General features: G+C 44.3%; 14 protein-coding genes. 6 read left to right on the forward strand and 8 right to left on the reverse strand.

Features of this window, described 5'->3' with window-relative positions; translation table 11 throughout:
* Positions 1–48: 48 nt before the first annotated feature.
* Positions 49–1,416 (forward strand): sigma-54-dependent transcriptional regulator, encoded by a 1,368-nt coding sequence (locus ABD960_RS11470; RefSeq protein ID WP_345331294.1) that lies wholly within the window; start codon positions 49–51, stop codon positions 1,414–1,416.
* Here ABD960_RS11470 and ABD960_RS11475 read toward each other — a convergent pair.
* Positions 1,413–3,908 (reverse strand): hybrid sensor histidine kinase/response regulator, encoded by a 2,496-nt coding sequence (locus ABD960_RS11475; RefSeq protein WP_345331295.1) that lies wholly within the window; start codon positions 3,906–3,908, stop codon positions 1,413–1,415. The genes ABD960_RS11470 and ABD960_RS11475 overlap by 4 nt on opposite strands.
* Positions 3,909–4,124: 216 nt before the next feature.
* Here ABD960_RS11475 and ABD960_RS11480 point away from each other — a divergent pair, with 216 nt between their 5' ends.
* Both ABD960_RS11480 and ABD960_RS11485 read left to right on the forward strand, forming a co-directional pair.
* Positions 4,125–4,721, forward strand: a complete 597-nt coding sequence (locus ABD960_RS11480; RefSeq protein ID WP_345331296.1) for a GDSL-type esterase/lipase family protein — start codon at positions 4,125–4,127, stop codon at positions 4,719–4,721.
* 65 nt (positions 4,722–4,786) lie between these two features.
* The gene (locus ABD960_RS11485; protein WP_345331297.1) at positions 4,787–5,515 is read left to right on the forward strand and encodes an esterase family protein; all 729 of its coding nucleotides are present in this window, start codon (positions 4,787–4,789) and stop codon (positions 5,513–5,515) included.
* On the opposite strand, the gene ABD960_RS11490 is transcribed toward ABD960_RS11485, so the two are convergent.
* Positions 5,512–8,331 carry a hypothetical protein gene (locus ABD960_RS11490; RefSeq protein WP_345331298.1) on the reverse strand — a complete coding sequence of 940 codons (2,820 nt, stop codon included), beginning with the start codon at positions 8,329–8,331 and terminating at the stop codon, positions 5,512–5,514. The genes ABD960_RS11485 and ABD960_RS11490 overlap by 4 nt on opposite strands.
* Positions 8,332–8,456: 125 nt before the next feature.
* On the opposite strand from ABD960_RS11490, the gene hscA reads away from it, so the two are divergent.
* On the forward strand, positions 8,457–10,313 hold the full coding sequence (gene hscA, locus ABD960_RS11495; RefSeq protein WP_345331299.1) for a Fe-S protein assembly chaperone HscA: 1,857 nt from the start codon (positions 8,457–8,459) through the stop codon (positions 10,311–10,313).
* Positions 10,314–10,466: 153 nt separating this feature from the next.
* Here the strand turns inward: hscA and ABD960_RS11500 are convergent, their stop codons facing one another.
* Positions 10,467–10,757, reverse strand: a complete 291-nt coding sequence (locus tag ABD960_RS11500; RefSeq protein ID WP_345331300.1) for a hypothetical protein — start codon at positions 10,755–10,757, stop codon at positions 10,467–10,469.
* An 86-nt stretch (positions 10,758–10,843) separates the two neighbouring features.
* Between ABD960_RS11500 and ABD960_RS11505 the strand changes: the two genes are divergently transcribed.
* Positions 10,844–11,989: a tetratricopeptide repeat protein gene (locus ABD960_RS11505; RefSeq protein WP_345331301.1), complete on the forward strand. Its 1,146-nt coding sequence runs from the start codon at positions 10,844–10,846 to the stop codon at positions 11,987–11,989.
* On the opposite strand, the gene ABD960_RS11510 is transcribed toward ABD960_RS11505, so the two are convergent.
* Positions 11,986–12,570: a riboflavin synthase gene (locus tag ABD960_RS11510; protein ID WP_345331302.1), complete on the reverse strand. Its 585-nt coding sequence runs from the start codon at positions 12,568–12,570 to the stop codon at positions 11,986–11,988. The two genes, ABD960_RS11505 and ABD960_RS11510, sit on opposite strands and share 4 nt — an antisense overlap.
* A 55-nt stretch (positions 12,571–12,625) precedes the next feature.
* On the opposite strand from ABD960_RS11510, the gene ABD960_RS11515 reads away from it, so the two are divergent.
* The gene (locus ABD960_RS11515) at positions 12,626–13,093 is read left to right on the forward strand and encodes an NUDIX hydrolase (RefSeq protein WP_345331303.1); all 468 of its coding nucleotides are present in this window, start codon (positions 12,626–12,628) and stop codon (positions 13,091–13,093) included.
* Between the two features lie 3 nt (positions 13,094–13,096).
* On the opposite strand, the gene ABD960_RS11520 is transcribed toward ABD960_RS11515, so the two are convergent.
* The 4 genes from ABD960_RS11520 to ABD960_RS11535 form a co-directional block, all read right to left on the reverse strand.
* Positions 13,097–13,825, reverse strand: coding sequence for a (Fe-S)-binding protein (locus tag ABD960_RS11520; RefSeq protein ID WP_345331304.1), 729 nt, complete (start codon positions 13,823–13,825; stop codon positions 13,097–13,099).
* A gap of 14 nt (positions 13,826–13,839) precedes the next feature.
* Positions 13,840–15,159 (reverse strand): MFS transporter, encoded by a 1,320-nt coding sequence (locus ABD960_RS11525; protein WP_345331305.1) that lies wholly within the window; start codon positions 15,157–15,159, stop codon positions 13,840–13,842.
* A 52-nt stretch (positions 15,160–15,211) separates the two neighbouring features.
* Complete coding sequence (locus tag ABD960_RS11530) at positions 15,212–17,119, reverse strand: 7TM diverse intracellular signaling domain-containing protein (protein ID WP_345331306.1); 1,908 nt, start codon at positions 17,117–17,119, stop codon at positions 15,212–15,214.
* A 102-nt stretch (positions 17,120–17,221) separates the two neighbouring features.
* Complete coding sequence (locus tag ABD960_RS11535; protein ID WP_345331307.1) at positions 17,222–18,451, reverse strand: glycoside hydrolase family 5 protein; 1,230 nt, start codon at positions 18,449–18,451, stop codon at positions 17,222–17,224.
* Positions 18,452–18,473: the final 22 nt, after the last annotated feature.

Below are 18,473 nucleotides of genomic sequence, written 5' to 3' on the forward strand. Positions count from 1 at the left end.
TTTATTCCGGCTTTTGTATTTTTACGCCTTATTTGCAACAAACTACCGATGGCGAAAATATTACTGGTTGAGGACGATACTACATTTTCACAAATACTACAAGGCTTTTTACCAAGAAATGGCCATGAGGTTGTTGCTGTAAATAATATCAAGAATGCTTTAACGCAGCTGGATGATCAAGCTTTTGATCTGTTACTGCTTGATTACCGTTTACCCGATGGTACCGGGCTTGAAGTGATGGCCCATGCGCATGATAAGGGATTAAAAATTCCGGCCGTAATGATGACCAGCTTTAACGATGTGCGTACGGCTGTGAAAGCCATACAAATGGGCGCGGCCGATTATATCACCAAACCCGTTAATCCGGATGAATTGCTGATGATCTTGAAATCAGCATTAAATGTTAAAACAGAGGAAAAGGCAACGCCTGTTAAAACAACCAAACCGGCAGAAGCCGGCACTACCAGCTATCCCGGATTTATAAAGGGCACAAGCGCCGAATCAGATAAACTTTACGAATACATCGACCTGGTTGCGCCTACCGATATGTCGGTAGTAATACAGGGTGAAAGCGGTACCGGTAAGGAACATGCCGCGCGTTTTATACATGAACGCAGTAAACGTGCGGATAAACCATTTATAGCGATTGATTGCGGGGCGCTATCAAAAGATCTGGCGGCAAGCGAATTGTTCGGTCATATAAAAGGCTCTTTTACCGGTGCTTTGACTGATAAGAAAGGCTTGTTTGAAGTGGCCGATGGCGGTACACTGTTTATGGATGAAATTGGCAATCTGAGTTATGATGTGCAGGTAAAATTGCTGCGAGCCTTGCAGGAGAACACCATACAGCCACTGGGCAGCACTAAACAGATCAAGGTTGATGTGCGTATCATCGCCGCTACTAATGACGACCTGCTGAGCAGCGTAAGCAATGGTGATTTCCGCCAGGATCTGTATCACCGTATAAATGAATTCAAGATACAGATACCTGCCCTGCGCGAGCGCGGCCGAGATCTGCAATTATTCATCAACCATTTTATTACGATATCTAATCAGGAACTTGAACGTAATGTTAAAAGCATATCGCCGGAAGCGATGGAACTGCTTAACCGTTACGACTGGCCGGGTAACCTGCGCGAACTGAAAAACGTGATCAAGCGCATGGTATTACTAACCCGCGGAGAGGAAGCCGGTGCAGAATCGTTACCTGATGAAATGAGCAATTACATTACGCATCTACCGGTAACGCCGCCTGCTGATGCCGACCTGAAAGCATTGAATGAGGCTAACGAAAAAGCCGTTATACAGCAAACTTTGCAAAAAGTAAAGTACAATAAATCAAAGGCAGCAAAGTTGTTGAACATTGATCGTAAAACGCTTTATGCAAAAATTGAGCGCTACGGCCTCGATTCTTAAACTTCGGCGTTGTGTAAATAATCGCGGCGTATTTGCTCCCTAACCTGCTGCAAGCGGATGATCAAGGCCAGCAACCTGTTGGTGTGCGCATTAGTAAGCGTATCCGCTTTATTTAGCTCAAGCTCAGCTGAACGAAGATCAGCGGCCAGGTTTTTAACACCAATTTGCGCCGTACGGCCGGCCATACGGTGTACGGTTATCGCTATTTCTTCCAGCGCTTCGTCGGTATAGTTTTCGAGCAAACGCTTCAGGCTGTTAATATCATTCAAAGTGTCTTCTGTAAACAGCTCGAGTATTCGCGCCAATTGCTCTTTGTCACCAAAAGTCATTTTCTCGAGGTTACTAATGTCGATGGTCTCTAGGGCTATAACCGGCTCTTCATCCAGGTCGAGTATCTCAATAAGTTCGTGCTCTTTAAACGGCTTTTTAAGTATTCCGTTAAATCCGGCAGCTAAAATACTCTCCCGCTCCTGCGGGATAACCTGCGCCGTAAGTGCGAAAAGGTGTACCTCATGAGGCAATTTTTGGCGCAGCAGCTTACAAAGTTCAATACCGCTCATGCCGGGCATGCGTATATCCATCAGGATGTATTTTACATCGCTGGTCCAGTTGGCGTCGAGTACCTGCTGCGCCGAATTGAAACTACGGTGGCTGATGTTATGTTTAGTAAGCATCAATGAACACATTTCGAGGATAAAATTATCATCGTCAACTATCCACACCATATCTGTTCCGGTATTAAGCAAGGCTGGCGTATGATGCTGATGCTGTTTCTCGGGCGCTGCTACAATCGGATAGCTTAAATGAAATATAAAGCTTGACCCTTTTCCTAACTTACTGTTCACTTGTATATTTCCACCCTGTGCTTCAACTAATTGTTTACTTATGGTCAGGCCCAGCCCGGTGCCAATCTGCGTTCGGTTATTATCAGCCTGCTCAAATTCGTTAAATATTTTTTGCAGGTCTGCCTGAGCCATACCCATACCGGTATCATCCACCCTGAAGGTGAAATTGGCACGCTCGCTATGCCTGGCGCAACTTACTATTAATTGTACTGATCCTTGCTCTGTAAACTTTATGGCATTGCCTAACAAATTATATAATACCTGCTTAAGCCTGAAAGCATCTCCATTGACATATATCTCCGCAGCAAAGTTGGCTTTTAGTTCGAGTTTAAGCTGCTTTTTTTCGGCCTGAAAACGTACTACCGATGCTACCTCATTCAATACTTCCAGCATATCAAAGGCAGCATTGGTAAAAGTGAACTTACCTGATATGATACGGTTATAATCCAGCACTTCGTCTACAATCTGCATCAGGTGGCCGGAGGATTGATAGATAGCCTCAATATGGTTACGGCGCGGGTGCTCCTGCTGACGAATTAATTCAGCATAACCAATGATGGATTGCAGCGGCGTTCGTATCTCATGGCTCATGTTTGATAAAAAGCGCTGCTTAGCCATGCTATGGTATTCGGCTGTCTCCTTGGCCTCTTCCAGCTCCTTACGGTAGCGGTTGCTTCGCGATATATCGATCAGGATCAATGCCACCAGAATTAGCGTGATCAGGAAGAAACCGAGTATGATCAGGCTGATCTTTTTAACGCTGGTATTAACTACCGTTTTAGCATGGGCGTTGTTGTACTCTATTTGCGATACAACCTCATTTTCAACCTGCTTAAGTATTGATAGTATTTGTGTAATGATTTTTGTATTGGCCTTGGCCAGCACTACTTCCTGATTAATGAACTGGGCACTTTTACGCAGTTGGTTCTTCTCAATACGGGCAACAGCCTGCGTCATGCTTTCCATGATGCTGTCCTTAATAGCCTGGGCTACGGTATCCTTTTCGATGTTGAGCTGCTCGCTAACCACCTTATAAGCCGTATCGGCAGGCTTTTTCTTTTTACCAAACAGCTTTCCAAAAAATCCGCGCCTGTCCTCATTATTCTGCGGGTAAACAATGGTGGTCGATACCTTCTTTTCGGTGGTAACAGCTGCGCTGTCTGCCCGGGCGTTTTTGTCGACCAAATCATTCAACACTTCTACCTGGGCCGAAAACAGTTTATTATTAACCAGCTTTTCGCGCACCTGCAAATAGTTCATAAACAGCTTATCGCGCTCGCGTAACAGCTTACGTAGAGATTTTAATCGCCATAGCTGAACCCTGTCATTCTGGTAATAGCCCTGTAACGTATCAATAGACCGGTTGATGCGGCGTGTCTCTTTAAAAAAGCTATCGTGCTCGCCACCGTTACGCAATACCTGCATGCGCTGCATCTGATCGAGCTGTGCCACGCGGCGCGAAAGATCGTTTACAATACGCAGTTTATTGTTAGGGGTAGATATATTTTCAACCGCCGCCAGCATTTCGCTAAACGCGCCACGGCTAACGTTCCATGCCAAAAAAAGGGCGACGCATGCCAGTATAAAGGCAAATACAACCTTACCCTTTATTGAGCGCATAAAACGTTTCCACTGGTTATCAGCCATTCACTTATCGGAGAAATTGAAAAACTATTATAACGTAAAACACAGCGCTTTTTGTTTATTACTTATAATTAAGCGGCATGTGCAGATAGCTAAAAAACTATCAATGCTTATAAATGTTTGCATTGCCAATTATCACTTATATCTAAGCAAAAAGCAAATGTTAACATTGCGCTGGAAAATTATTTGCTTACTTTGAAACCGCAAAAGCGATTGTAAATGTATTGGTACGAAGAAGACGTTAAGCAGTTAGAAAAAAGGAGCCAGCAACTTACCTATGAGCCCGAAACATTATTTTACGGCAGCTCGTCCATAAGGTTATGGGAAACGCTGTATAGTGATTTTGCTGACCTTAAACCCGTCAACCTGGGCTTTGGCGGCTCCACACTGGCGGCCTGCGTGTGGTTTTTTAAGCGCATAATGCTTACCTATAACCCGAAAAGGTTGGTTGTTTACGCCGGTGATAACGACCTGGGCGACGGGCGTACGCCGGAAGAGGTTTTCATATTTTTCAAGCAGCTTATGGTTGAAGTTAACCGGCGCTTTGGTAATATCCAATGTTATTATATATCGCTTAAGCCAAGCATTAACCGGCGAAACATCATCGACAGGTTTAAGTATACCAACAATTTAATTGAGACAGAAATAGTTAAAAGCAGCGATAACTGGCATTTTATCAATATATTTAGCCATATGGTTGATGCAGGCGACTATCCAAAGGGCAGGTATTTTGTTAACGACGGATTGCACCTGAGCAAGGAAGGTTATGAACTGTGGAAACAGGTGGTGGCCGAACAGTTGTATCGTCATCATTAATTATTTGTTCACAGTTAAGTAACATGCGCTACTGATATTCACCACCAAAAAGCTATGCCTCCTCAATGAACAGGGAATATCATAAATGGTATAGTACCCATTTGCAACGCAACATGGAGCTTTTGGTGTTTGGGCACAGCGGGCGGGCCGTCCTTTTCTTTCCTACACGTATGGCACGGTTCTATGATTATGAGAATTGGGGAATAATCGAAGTATTGCGCGACCAGCTTGATAATGGGCAATTACAGGTATACTGTGTGGATAGCATAGACGCCGAAAGCTTTTACAATCAATCCACCCATCCTTCTGCACGCATAATCAGGCATCTGCAGTATGAGGATTACATACTGGAAGAGGTGCTGCCCTTCATTCGCTCAAAAAACAATACCGATGTAATGGAGGTAGCCGGTTGCAGTATGGGCGCATTCCATGCGGCAAACATCGCGCTTAAACACCCTGCATTGTTTAACAAAGTGATATGCATGAGCGGGCGGTACGACCTCACGCGCAATATCAACGACTTTAAGGACCTGTTCGATGGTTATCGCGACGATAATATTTATTACAACTCGCCCCTGCAGTTTATGGGCAACATGCAACAAGGCGATCTGCTCGATAGCATACGGACTTCACAGTACATATTTGCTATAGGTGAAACAGATCCCTTTTTAGCCAACAACTATGAGTTTAGCCAGCTTTTGTGGGATAAGGGCATACCTAATAACCTATACATTTGGGATAACTATGCGCATCGCCCCCGTTACTGGCGGCAAATGGTGCAACTGTACCTTTAAAAAATACTCACCGGCAACACAATCTCAAATCTATCCCGCCCGGTGCCGCCAAACAGGTCAGGATCAAGCAAACGGCTATATCTTAAACCGAATGAGATGGATGTTTCATTAAAAACCTTGGTATCAAAAAATACTGCTCCGCCTACACTTCTAAAGTTCGCTTTAAATTTATTACCGGTATTGTAAAAGTCTGACGCGCGGGTATACTCATAAAACGCGTTGCCCCTAACCCGCATCAGGTAGATGGTGTTGGCCACGCCCGCGTCCGGGTAAGCGATTGGAAAATGATAATTGGCACCAAGCTTATCCATACGGTACAGGTTTTCAACCGAGTATCCTTTTGAAAATGGAAAATTGTTTGAAAAGCTCACTTGGTTATCTAACCCATGCTCCTGATGGGCTGCATTAATAACCAAACTGTGATTTGGCCATAAGCCCGGTAAATAAAACGTACCGGAAGCGAGGTACTGATGCGCCGATAGGCTCAAACCGTTTTTATAAATAAACGTAAACGACTGCCCCCAGCGCGGGTTGATATGCTGCCTTGCCTGTTGAATGCGCGTTGAGAATGACAGGTAACTGTTTAGGTAAGTAAAATGCCTGTTGAATGCTTCAAAGCCGTCCTGGTAATTGGTTTGGGCGTAATATACATCGGTACCTACATTTAAGCCTGTAATTTTTTTGCCCCGGGTAAAGTTAAAAGGTAATTGCAAGCCGCCGTGTAAATTAAATTCGTTCCAGTAAATATCGCTGCCGCGATATATGCGCCGTCGTTCATAAATATAATCGGCACCGGCAGAGAGATACGGGAAAAGCGCACCGTAAATTAAATCAAAACCGGCTTGTTTATAGCCTTCGTTACGGTTGTAGTTAAAGTAAATGTTCGACTCAAACGTGTTCAATATATTCTGCCCGGCTATCGATATGCGATAATCGGGATCGCTGATCTCCGGTATCAAACTATGAAAGTTGAACAGGTTATAGCCTTTCTTATATTTAGTGACTGGATAACTGTATACCGTATCGTCAACCCCAATTAAGCCTGATGCTGTATTTTTATCAAGCGATGAAACCCGGTAATCTGGCAAACCGCCCGGTAAATTCTCAGCGTTGACGGGCTCCCATTGTATATCGCGTTTATCAGCCTGTGTTATTCGATAGCCACTGGCCGTAAAACCCACCCAGGCTAATTTATTGGTTGACACAGCCGGTTGGTAGCTGCCAATAGTTTTAAGATCACTGCGCAGCTTAAACAACTTTTTATCATTAATTGCAAGGGCGAACAACGCATCGTTATTACCTGATGTGCCGGTAAAGTATACCGTATCATGCCTAACGTTAATGTACCCAATTGGCTGATAGCTGAATGGCAATAAGCTTTGCTGTACACCATCAACCGTGTTTATCTTAACTATACCCATCTCCCCTTTAGCGTTACGAACAGCGGAGATGACATCACTGCCATGGAATTTAGGATAAGTATAAAACAACCGGGCATTGTTTGGAAGATCCGAAATAAGCTTGCCTGTCTGTGCATCCAGTATATGCAGTGCCGCCTTGCCATCAGGGTTGACCTGCACCGCTACAATACGCTTGCCATCGGCACTAAATGATGGCGAAAAGTACTTGGTTTTGCTGGTAATGGTACGTTCGTGCCCGCTGCTAACATCAACAACACGCAGTTCGTGGTAATTGCGGTAACCCCAGCGTAAATCACGCCGGTAGGCGGCATACACTATTTTACCGTTGGCATAATCGAAATATCTGTCCTGCGAAATTGCCCGTGTGGTTATCTTGCGCTCCTTATCGCCCGAAAGGATAAAAAATGCAGCTATGTTATTGTAAGGGCTTTTCAGATAAATGATGGTACTATCATTAACAAAAGCCGGAAACTCTTCATCAGCAATAAAATGTTTAGCCGTTTTTTGCGGAGCAGCATCATTAAACTGCTGCTTAAAGTAATTCAAAGCTTCGGTACGGAAGGTGGAAAATTTTATTCCCGCGTGCTTTTTAACACTGTTTTGAAACGGATAGAACAAACGGTTATAAGCCGCTGCATCATGGGTAACGTCTCGCCAAAACGTGTCGCCATACTTTTCGCGTCCGTATGCAACCATCATATAGCCTAAAGGATAATGGTTGGGCACATAATCAACATATGATCCGTTGCGCAACTTCATCCAGTTATAAACCTTACCGGCAGCCCACAACCCGCGAAAGCCATTGTAAAAATAAGGCAAACGCCCCCGGCCTTGCGCACTAACCAGGGTTTCGTTGTAAACGGCATCGCCCTCAAAAAACCAGTTTGGCACGCTTAAGGCATTGCCGAAGGCCTGCCCACCCTCGCCAAACAACAACTTTAAAACATGCGATAAGCCTACGTTAAAGTTATTATACTGCTGAACATGCCTAAACTCATGAACAGCAAGCATTTCTGACCATGATATGCTGCCTAATTCAAAGCTATTTTGTTGTGGTGTAAGGTAAAATTCACTGCGAAATGGCGCCAGGCCTACATAGCCATTGCTCTCGGTAGTCTGGTTTTGTAATACGATGTTAATCTGTTTTTGTTTGGAGCCGATGGATGGCTTTACTACGTTGTTTATTCGATTAATCAGCACGGTAACGCGCAGGCCGGTGCTATCCATCCCGGCAGGAAATATCACCCGTGCGGCGGGGGTGTTAAACTGTTTCCATTGCAGGCTTGGTGGGTTGCCCCCGAACGTTTGCGCGTCGGCATTTTTAAAAAACGCCAGCAGAAACAGACTCAAAACAATAGCGGGCAGATTTTTAGTAAGATAGCCTTTATAATTCATTTAAATGCCTGCCCATTCGTAGTAAATAACCGGGTGAACAAAAATATAAATATTACGCAACTGAATTGAGAATTAGAGATTAAAAAGACATTAGGCCTGTTAAATCTTGCTACATTTGCCCCGTTATGGCTAAAGTTTCTATAAACCTGGCAACAGGCTCGTTACAAAAAGAAGAGATTATTGTAGGTATCGATCTGGGTACCACCAACTCGCTGGTGGCCTTCATCAACCCAGACAAGAACGCGCAGGTGATTAATGATGCCGGTAAAGGGGTGTTGGTACCGTCGATTGTTCATTTCGGCCAAACCGGCGAAGTAACTGTGGGTAATGATGCTAAAAATTATCTGGTTACCGATCCGCAGAATACCATCTTCTCGGTTAAGCGCCTATTGGGCCGCTCGTACCATGACATTGAAAATTACAAGGATTTTTTCTCGTATAAGGTAATTGATGATAATTCCGAAAGCCTGGTTAAAATCAATGTGGGCGATAAATTCTATACTCCTATTGAACTATCCGGACTTATACTTAAAGAATTAAAAGAGCGTGCCGAGCACGCCCTGAAGACACCAGTTAACCGTGCGGTGATAACCGTACCCGCCTATTTTAATGATTCGCAACGCCAGGCAACACGCGATGCAGGTAAACTTGCCGGTTTGGATGTATTGCGTATAGTAAATGAGCCTACCGCCGCGAGTTTGGGATATGGAATAGGCCTTAACCCCGAAGAAACCAAGACCATTGCCGTGTATGATTTGGGCGGCGGCACGTTTGACGTATCGATACTGCAAATTCAGAATGGCATTTTTGAGGTCCTGGCTACTAACGGCGATACCTTTTTAGGTGGCGATGATTTTGACCGCGCCATTATAGACTACTGGATAGCAAAGAACAACCTGAACAAAGCACAACTGGCAGATAACCGTGAACTATCGCAGCAATTACGTTTAAAGGCTGAGGAAGCGAAAAAATCATTTGCACACCAAAGCCTGTTTAACGAACAACTGGGCGATATATGGTGCACCTTGGATAGCCGGACTTTTGAGCAACTGATATTGCCTAAAGTACAGCAAACCATCACCTGTTGCCAAAACGCGCTCAAAGACGCTAAACTGAGTGTTGGACAAATTGATGAAGTAGTAATGGTAGGCGGATCAACCCGTACTGCGCTGGTTAAGCAAATGGTGGCTGAGTTTTTTGGTCGCCCGGTGCACGACGAGGTCAACCCTGACGAAGTGGTTGCCCTTGGTGCCGCTATTCAGGCTGATATTATGGCCGGTAACCGTAAAGATATTTTGCTGCTTGACGTTACCCCACTTTCGTTGGGTATTGAAACCATGGGCGGATTGATGGATGTTATTATCCCGCGCAATGCCAAAGTACCTACCAAGGCCGGCCGGCAATATACTACCTCCGTTGACGGGCAGGTGAATATGAAAATTGCCGTATACCAGGGGGAGCGTGATTTGGTTAAAGAAAACCGTAAACTAGCCGAGTTTAACCTGAAGGGCATACCGGCAATGCCGGCAGGTTTCCCAAAAATTGATATTAACTTTTTACTGAACGCAGACGGCATTTTAAAAGTGCAGGCCATAGAGTTACGCTCGGGAGTTAAACAAGAAGTTGAAGTAAAACCTACCTATGGCATTACTGATGACCAAGTAGAACAAATGCTAATGGACAGCATTACCCATGCCAAGGACGACGTAAGCCAGCGCATGATTATTGAGGCACGTACCGAGGGCGAGCAGATGATTTATACTGTGGAGCGCTTTTTGCAGAAACATGGATCCTCGGTAACTGAGGAGGAAACCACACAAACAAACCAACACGTATCAGCGCTTAAACAAGCGTTAAATAGCGGCGATAAAGATTTAATACACAAACGTATTGACGAGCTCAACGAGTTTACGCGCCCCTTTGCCGAGCGCCTGATGGACCAGGCCATAAGCCATGCTATGAAGGGCAAAAGCATTAATTAAGAAGTTGAATAAAAGCGAACATCTTACAAATTGTAAGGCTTCATGTTCTATAGAGTTAAATTTATTATTTAAGCTTTATAGAAAAAACCTATGATCATAAAAAAGGTCTCCGCCTTATCGGCGGAGACCTTTTCAGTACTCAGCTTTTGCTGTTTATGCATTATTTATAGCTTCCTGCTCTTTCAGGGCGCTGATGTTGTTTTTATCGCTAAACTCATCGGTTTGCTGAGCGAAATCGTCAAGTATAGCCGCGATGGTATCCAGGTTGTCAGCTACACGCTGATGCATATCCGGCAGATCCTTCTCTAACCTTTTATCGCCAAGCTCAATGTTGTCCACTTCTATTTTAGCGATCTTTTGTATCAAAGCCGTCTGGCTGTTTTTTAAATCCTCAAGCTCATGGACAATTTTTTCCATCAGCGCGAATTTTTTTAGCTTATCCATAGTTTTTCAATTTATGATGTGCAATACATAAAACAATAATGTTGCCAAAGTTTGGATATGTCAAAATCAACTAATAAATTAGTTAAATGAAGCGACTATTAATCTTAATAGGCATTATATGCCTGTTTTTAACTTCAAATGCACAAAATTCGCCTAAACATGATGCCGCGATTTTGCTGGATTACTATCAAAACCAGCGTTATGCTGACGCCTACTCCTACCTTAATGGTATATATGGAGATGATGTAGTTGATAGCAAAATACTGTCTGCACTGGCATACACCGCGCAAATGAGCGGCAAGTTACCGCAAGCCGAGGGTTATTATTTACGCATTCTTCAAACAGACTCGCTTAACGTGCCGGTATTATACAACCTCGGCAATATAAATAACCGACGCGGCAACAGCGCGAAAGCCCTTATCTATTATAAACAAATACTTAAAAAAGACAGTGCTAACTTTAACGTTTACAGGCAGCTTAGCGCACTTTCAAAAAACCTGGGCGATATCGGGAGTTATGTGCATTACCTGCAAAAAGCAAACAAAATAAACCCGTTGGATGGCGATGTGGCTTTTGATCTGAGCAGCTTTTATGTAACGGTCAAGCAACTCGACCAGGCGGATAAAATACTATTGCCCGCACTTGCTGCCGATAGTACCAACCTGACGCTTGTTTTGGGCAAAGCCAAAATCACCTTTCAGCAAGGCAAAACTGCTGAGACGATTAACTTGTGCAATAAACTTATTCAGGAAGGCGATATGTCCGGCGCGGTGATCAGCATGTTAGGCACATCTTACTACATCGAAAAAAAGTACCGTCAATGTATCGAGACCTACGGTAAATTCACCGATGATACGCAGACAGAAGCGTCGCTGTACTATACTGGCATGGCTTATAAAGGTTTAAAAGATCAACCTAAAGCAATCGGTTATTTTGAAAAAGCCATCGAAAAAGCCATATCACCATCTGTCGACTCTTATTACGGCGAAATTGGCGAAAGTTATGACCGGCTTAAAAAGACCAAATTATCATTAGCGGCTTATTTAAAAGCACTGCAATACAATGAGCGGCCGGTTACGCTTTACGCGCTGGCTATTTTGTATGATGATAAACTTAAGAATAAGAAACAGGCCATCAAATACTACAAAAAGTACTTGGTATCAAAACCACCAAAAAATCATCAGCAGTATATGGCTTACAGCAGCTCACGCATTGAAGCGCTAAGCCGTTAACGCTGCATCAGGCGGGCAACGTATTTGCCTATGATATCAAACTCAAGATTGACTACCGAGCCAACACGTACGTGCTGCAAATTGGTATGCTCGTAAGTGTAAGGTATAATGGCTACCGAAAAACTGTTGGCCTTTGAATTAACCACCGTAAGGCTGATGCCATTTACGCAGATAGAGCCTTTCTCAACAGTTACATTACCTGTAGTGGCATCGTATTCAAAGGTGTAATCCCAGCTACCGCCGTGCTCGGTAAAGGCGGTACAGATAGCGGTTTGGTCAACATGGCCCTGTACAATATGGCCATCCAAACGGGCATTCATTTGCATACAACGTTCCAGGTTTACCAGGTCGCCGGTTTTGAGATGGCCGAGGCTGGTTTTGCTCAGCGTTTCGTCAATAGCGGTTACCGTGTGCAAGCCATCGGCAACAGCCACAACCGTAAGGCAAACACCATTGTGAGCAACCGACTGATCGATTTTCAACTCATGCGTAATGGCTGATTCAACCGTGATGTGCAGGTTGCTATGCTCCTTTTCGAGCGTTACTATCCTGCCAAGCGTTTCAATAATACCTGTAAACATGTGGCAAAACTAAATATAAAAGCAATGGTTTTAACAGCAAATCAAAATATTGACCATGCCACAACAAAGCGCCGGAATTTTACTGTATAAGATGCTGAATAACGAGCCCATGATCTTCCTGGTACATCCTGGCGGACCGTTCTGGAAGAATAAAGATAAGGGCGCATGGTCTATCCCCAAAGGAGAGCTTGCCCCCGATGAAGACACCCTAGTGGCTGCGAAACGTGAGTTTGAAGAGGAAACCGGGCAAAAAATACATGGTGAGTTTACTCCCCTGCCGCCGGTGAAACAACGCAGTGGTAAAATAGTAAATGCCTGGGCTGTTGAGGGCGATGTGGATACTACCAAGATAGTAAGCAATACCTTCGCGCTGCCCTGGCCGCCTAAATCAGGTAAAACCATTGTAATACCGGAGGTGGATAAGGGAAACTTCTTTACTGTTGATGATGCCCGTGTTTACATCAACCCAGGGCAGGCGCCATTGATCGATGCTTTGCTGGAGATACTGGCCGGTAATAAATAACTATTATACATTGCCCCAGCCATTAGCCAATACATCGGCCAGGTGATAGGTTTTTATGGGCAGGTTATTCTTATCAATATAGGCTTGCAAGTGCAACAAGCATGAAGCATCTGTCGAGATAATATAATCAGCACCCGCGGCAAGGGCGTTATCTACCTTTTGCTGGGCCATAGCGCTGGCAATAGCCTCAAACTTTACCGCAAAGGTGCCACCAAAGCCGCAGCAGGTTTCATTATCCTTCATTTCAACCAACTCCAAACCAAATACTTTTGACAATAGTTGGCGGGGTTCATCCTTTATATGGCACTCGCGTAAACCACTGCAACTGTCATGGTAAACAGCACGACCATCAAGCTCAGCGCCGAAATAGTCGAATTGCAAAATGTTCACTAAGAAATCAGACAACTCGTAAATATTGCTTTGAATGTTACGGCATTTGTTATGCTCGATGGTATTGGTGAACAAATCGTTATAATAATTTTTAACCATACCGGTACACGATGCCGATGGGGTTACGATGATGCTATCCTGCTCAAAATCGTTCAGAAACTTGGTGCCCACTTCTTTGGCCTCATCCCAAAAACCGGCGTTAAAAGCTGGTTGCCCGCAACAGGTTTGGCTAGGGTTGAACGCTACGTTGCAGCCCGCCTTTTCAAGCAGCTTTACAGTGTTAAAAGCCGTCTCGGGATATAACTGGTCAACAAAACAGGGTACAAAAAGCTCTACCTTCATCCGCACAAATAAAATTAGACGGCGCTAAAATCAACATTTTTTACTGCTTTTTTCTCTGCAGACAGTAAAACGAATAAAAATATCAATCCGATAGCGAAGTAAACGCACAGCGCCAATGTTGAATTACGCATGCTTCCGCTCAGTTCCTCAATAAAACCAAAGCTGAACAAACCGCCTACAATAGCCAGCTTTTCGGTAACATCAAAAAAGCTAAAGAATGATGCTGTATCCGGAATGTTTTGCGGCAGGTATTTGGAGTAGGTGGAGCGTGAAAGCGACTGTATACCGCCCATTACCAAACCAACCAACGTGGCCAATATGTAAAACTGTGTTGCCGTAGTAATAAAGTATGCCGATACACAAACCACTATCCATAGCATAACTACGATAAGTAAAATGCGCACATTGCCAAACTTAACCGCCAGGCGCGACATTAAAATGGCACCGCCAATGGCCACCAGCTGGATGATCAGGATGATGGCGATCAATGCTTCCTGAGGCAAACCCAGCTCCTTAGCACCAAAACTGGTTGCCACCAGCATAACGGTTTGCACACCCATAGAGTAGAAAAAGAATGCCGGTAAAAACTTTTTAAGCAGCGGCATCTGCCCTATCTTTTTCCAAACTTTTCCTAACTCGGCAAAGCCACCTTTAATTATATTTTTATGCTGAGCGGTGGTATTTGGCTCACCTTTCGGGAGAATAGTAAACGGTATCTGTGCGAAGGCGATCCACCATACGCCTACTAATAAGAATGACAAGCGTGGAGGCAAAGAAGCATCGGTTATGCCAAACCAATCGGGCTTTAACACAAAGGCGAAACAAATGAGTTGCAGCAGCACACTACCGATATAGCCGTAGGTAAAACCCTTGGCGCTCACCTTATTCTGCATTTCGATACTGGCAATCTGGGGCAGGTATGAATTGTAGAACACAAAGCCCCCGCAATAACCAATGGCCGCCATCGCGAAGCAGATGATCCCCATTTCGATGTCGTTTTTATGAAAAAAGAACAACAGCCCGCAGCTTATGGCACCTATCATGGTAAAAAACTGCATGAACACCTTTTTATTACCACGAAAATCAGCAATGGCGGTTAGTACCGGCAGCATGAGTGCGATAACAAGGTAAGCGGCTGCCAGGGCATAATCAGCCAGGGCGGTATTGATAAAAGTGTGTCCAAAAAAATCAACCTTATGGGTACCGTTGTTGGCTGTAATAGCGGTATAGTAAGCCGGGAATATAGTGGTAGTGATCACCAGGTTGTAAGCCGAGTTGGCCCAATCAAACATAGCCCACGACCAAATGGTGCGTTTATTGTCTTTCAGTTGCATTGATGAACTAAAAGTATGTAAATTTTAATACTTACAAAACTTGCGCGTACCCTCAATCATCATCCACATCAATCACCAGCTTGCTCCAGCCTTTGTGGCCGGCGTTGCGCAGTTCCTTCTTTTTTGTTTCCATTACCTTTTTTATACGCGAGCTGTAGGCCCAGCAGGTGCTCTGCCGAATGTCCAGCACCTCAGATAGTTTATGCGATGATATTTTGCCTTTGGTGGAATACATCAAAAATATCATGTAAAAAGCCTTGTTGATGGGTATGCGGGTATTTTGCAGAATGGTATAGGATATCACCGACTCTTCATACCCACATTTGGAACAACGCCTGCTGTAAGGCAAATGCCCACCGCTGTAATGGGTGTGTTCGCAACGGCGGCAAGCGTAGCCCTTTTCCCATTTCAGCTTAGCTAAAAAGCCAAAGCAGGTTTCGCGGTCGGGGTAAATGCGGCTGAATTCCTCAAAATCCACCTCGGCAGACATTACCCTGTCATGCGTTACTTTTTCAATATCGTTGTGCAGGGTTATGTTATCCTTTTCGAGCAATACGTTTATGCGCGATATTTCTTCGGATTGTTCCTTAAGCAGCAGGTTCATGGCTTTGAGCTCATCGTTCTGCTGCTCAATCACTTCTGATTTTATGTATAGCTCACGCGTACGCTCTTTTACCTGTTCCTCTAACTGCCGGTTAATGTTATCCTTCAGTTCCTCGTTCTGCTTCATCTGCCTAATGATGCGGCGCTGCACATAATCCTTTTTCTTTTTAAGGGCACGCACTTTCTCCGCGATAGCGAAGGAAATGAACAGCATCTCCATAATAAAGCAAAAACTCAGACTATAATGCGTTACCGGCCCGAATGGCAACCAGGGCACATCAAGCGCTATGAGTAATTTTATAATGAAGCCTACAAACAAAAAGCTGTAACCCACCACAAAAAAACGTGCCGGCCAATAACCCTTGCGCATTACATAAAAACCGGTATAGCAAGCCAAAAGAAGTGGAACGATCTCAATAATTTTATAGTTGAACCAGCATTTATCAATAACTAAACAGCCTAAAAAGAAAATCGAGCGTAACGCTATCGCCCAAACAAAAATCTTATACATCTTGGGGGCACGGGCTTTTACGTGCAGCAGGCTTAGCGTAAACAACATGCCCGATACACTTGCAAAATATAGGGCGATACCATAAGCGTACTGATTCCAATTTGGTGAGTTAGGCCATACGTACTGATAGGCAATACCATCGGTACACATTTCGTAAAAACCGATGCTCACATTATACAGCACATAGTACAGGTATTGCTTTTGCCTGATGGCGAAAAACATCATCAGGTTATACAACCCGAAAACGGTAAGCATACCATAAAATGCCCCAAAAAACAGGTATTCATCAAGCGCGTAATGGATAAACCAGCTTACCGACCGCAGCACCACAATAACGTTTACCGGCTGGTGCGATACTATACGGATATAATAAGTATGCGTGCCTTGCAGATCGGCGCTGATATTGTGCGTAAAGTTTTTATGGTGATAAAGCCGCTCGTCAAAATGGTAAGCCGCGCCAAAGGATGTTTTGCTGTAACCGCCCTCTTTGCGTGGTGAGTAAACCGTAATGCTGTCAATGGTTTGATCCATAAACTCCAGCAGCCAGTTTTTGCGGGTATTGTTTGTATTGCTTATGCGGATTCGGTACCAGTAAGCCCAACCAGCTTCACCGGTTTTAGGTGAGGATAACTTGCTCGGCCTGAACTGTCTCGCATATTGTTTGCTCAGCACCTGCCCAAAGGCGAGCGACGCGGTTGAATCGGGCAGCGCTTCTATCTCATTAAACGTAAAAAAACGCTGGTTTTCCTCATCATTTAACAGCAGCGGCACCTGGGCCGAAACGCGCAGGCATAATGGCATTAAAAACGCAATAAAGAAAAAACTCTTTAGCCAGGTTTTTGGCATACAGGTCAGTTAAAAGCTTGGTAAGGCTTCGCTAACAAACGAAGCCTTGTTTATAATGGTTTACAATGCAAACATAGCTTTTTTATCGCCACAAATTAAAAACTATTGCCCCGCGGTAAGTCCTAAAGCCTCAATGTAACCTTTATTAGGCTTGGTATTTACAAATTTGCTGCTTTCCAACACCTTAAACAGTACCTCCTTTAGTTTCTTACGATCTTCCGGGGTAGCTTTACGAATGTCTTCAAAGGTCTGGCGGTTCTTCTCGGTGTATTCAAATATTTTATCGTAACCCTCAGGCTGTGCAAACGTGCGGAAGCCACGTTCGTTATCCATTTTTTTGTAAGGCCAGTAATGCCAGCCAATGTTATTTTTTTCCAGCAGGATGCGGAAATCGCGTACCCATTCGTCGGTGTTCTCGCCGGTTTCGCCTACGTAGATGGGCACATTGTATTTATCCCTAAAATCGATGTAGTCCTTAATTACATCAATGGTAGCAGGCGTCCAGTATTTATGAAAGGTGTATACCAACTTGCTGTCAAACGGCTGTCCGAAAGGTTTAAAGTTGCTGTCCCACTGTGCGCCGCCTAAAAATATCAGGTGATTCTTGTCAACCGTGCGTACAGCCTGTGTGATCTCCTTATACAGAGGCTCCAGGTAAGGGTTCAGGCTATCTACTTTAAAATAATGCGCAATGGGTTCGTTCAGCAAATCATAACCCAAAATAATGCTTTCATTTTTATAACGAGTGGCAATCTCCTTCCATATCTTCATGGTAAGCAACTGGCTCGGCCTGTTCTCAAACAGGAAGGGGTAGCCGTAACCATCATCAATATTATCACCGGTTTGGCCGCCGGGCGCGCAATGCATATCCAGTATTACGTACAGGTTTTCCTTTTTACACCAGGCAATCACTTTGTCCAGGTACTTGAAACCACGGGTGGCATCATTATCGCCCATGTAATCCTCATTGGTAAAAAGCTTGTAGTTAAACGGTATGCGGATGGAGTTCATACCGGTGGTTTTCAGGTAATGGATATCCTCGGCGGTAATGTAGGTATCTAAAAACTGCTTCCAAAAAACGCGCATATCATCAGGACCAATCATCTCAGCAAATGCCTGGTTGATCAATCGTGGCGAGTTGATGCCCTTTAGCTTAAACATATAGCCTTCGGGCACCAGCCAGTTTCCCAGGTTGGTGCCGCGTATTAAGAATGGCTTACCATCGGTACCGATAATCTCCTTGCCTTTAACGGTTATGAATTTGCCTTGCGCGAATGATTGCGCTGAAAACATGGCCATAAGCATGACCAGGGCAGGTAATAGTTTCTTCATAAATAAGTGGTTAAATTGGTGC

Origin of the sequence: Mucilaginibacter defluvii, assembly GCF_039543225.1 — a bacterium.
Classification (GTDB): Bacteria; Bacteroidota; Bacteroidia; order Sphingobacteriales; family Sphingobacteriaceae; genus Mucilaginibacter; species Mucilaginibacter defluvii.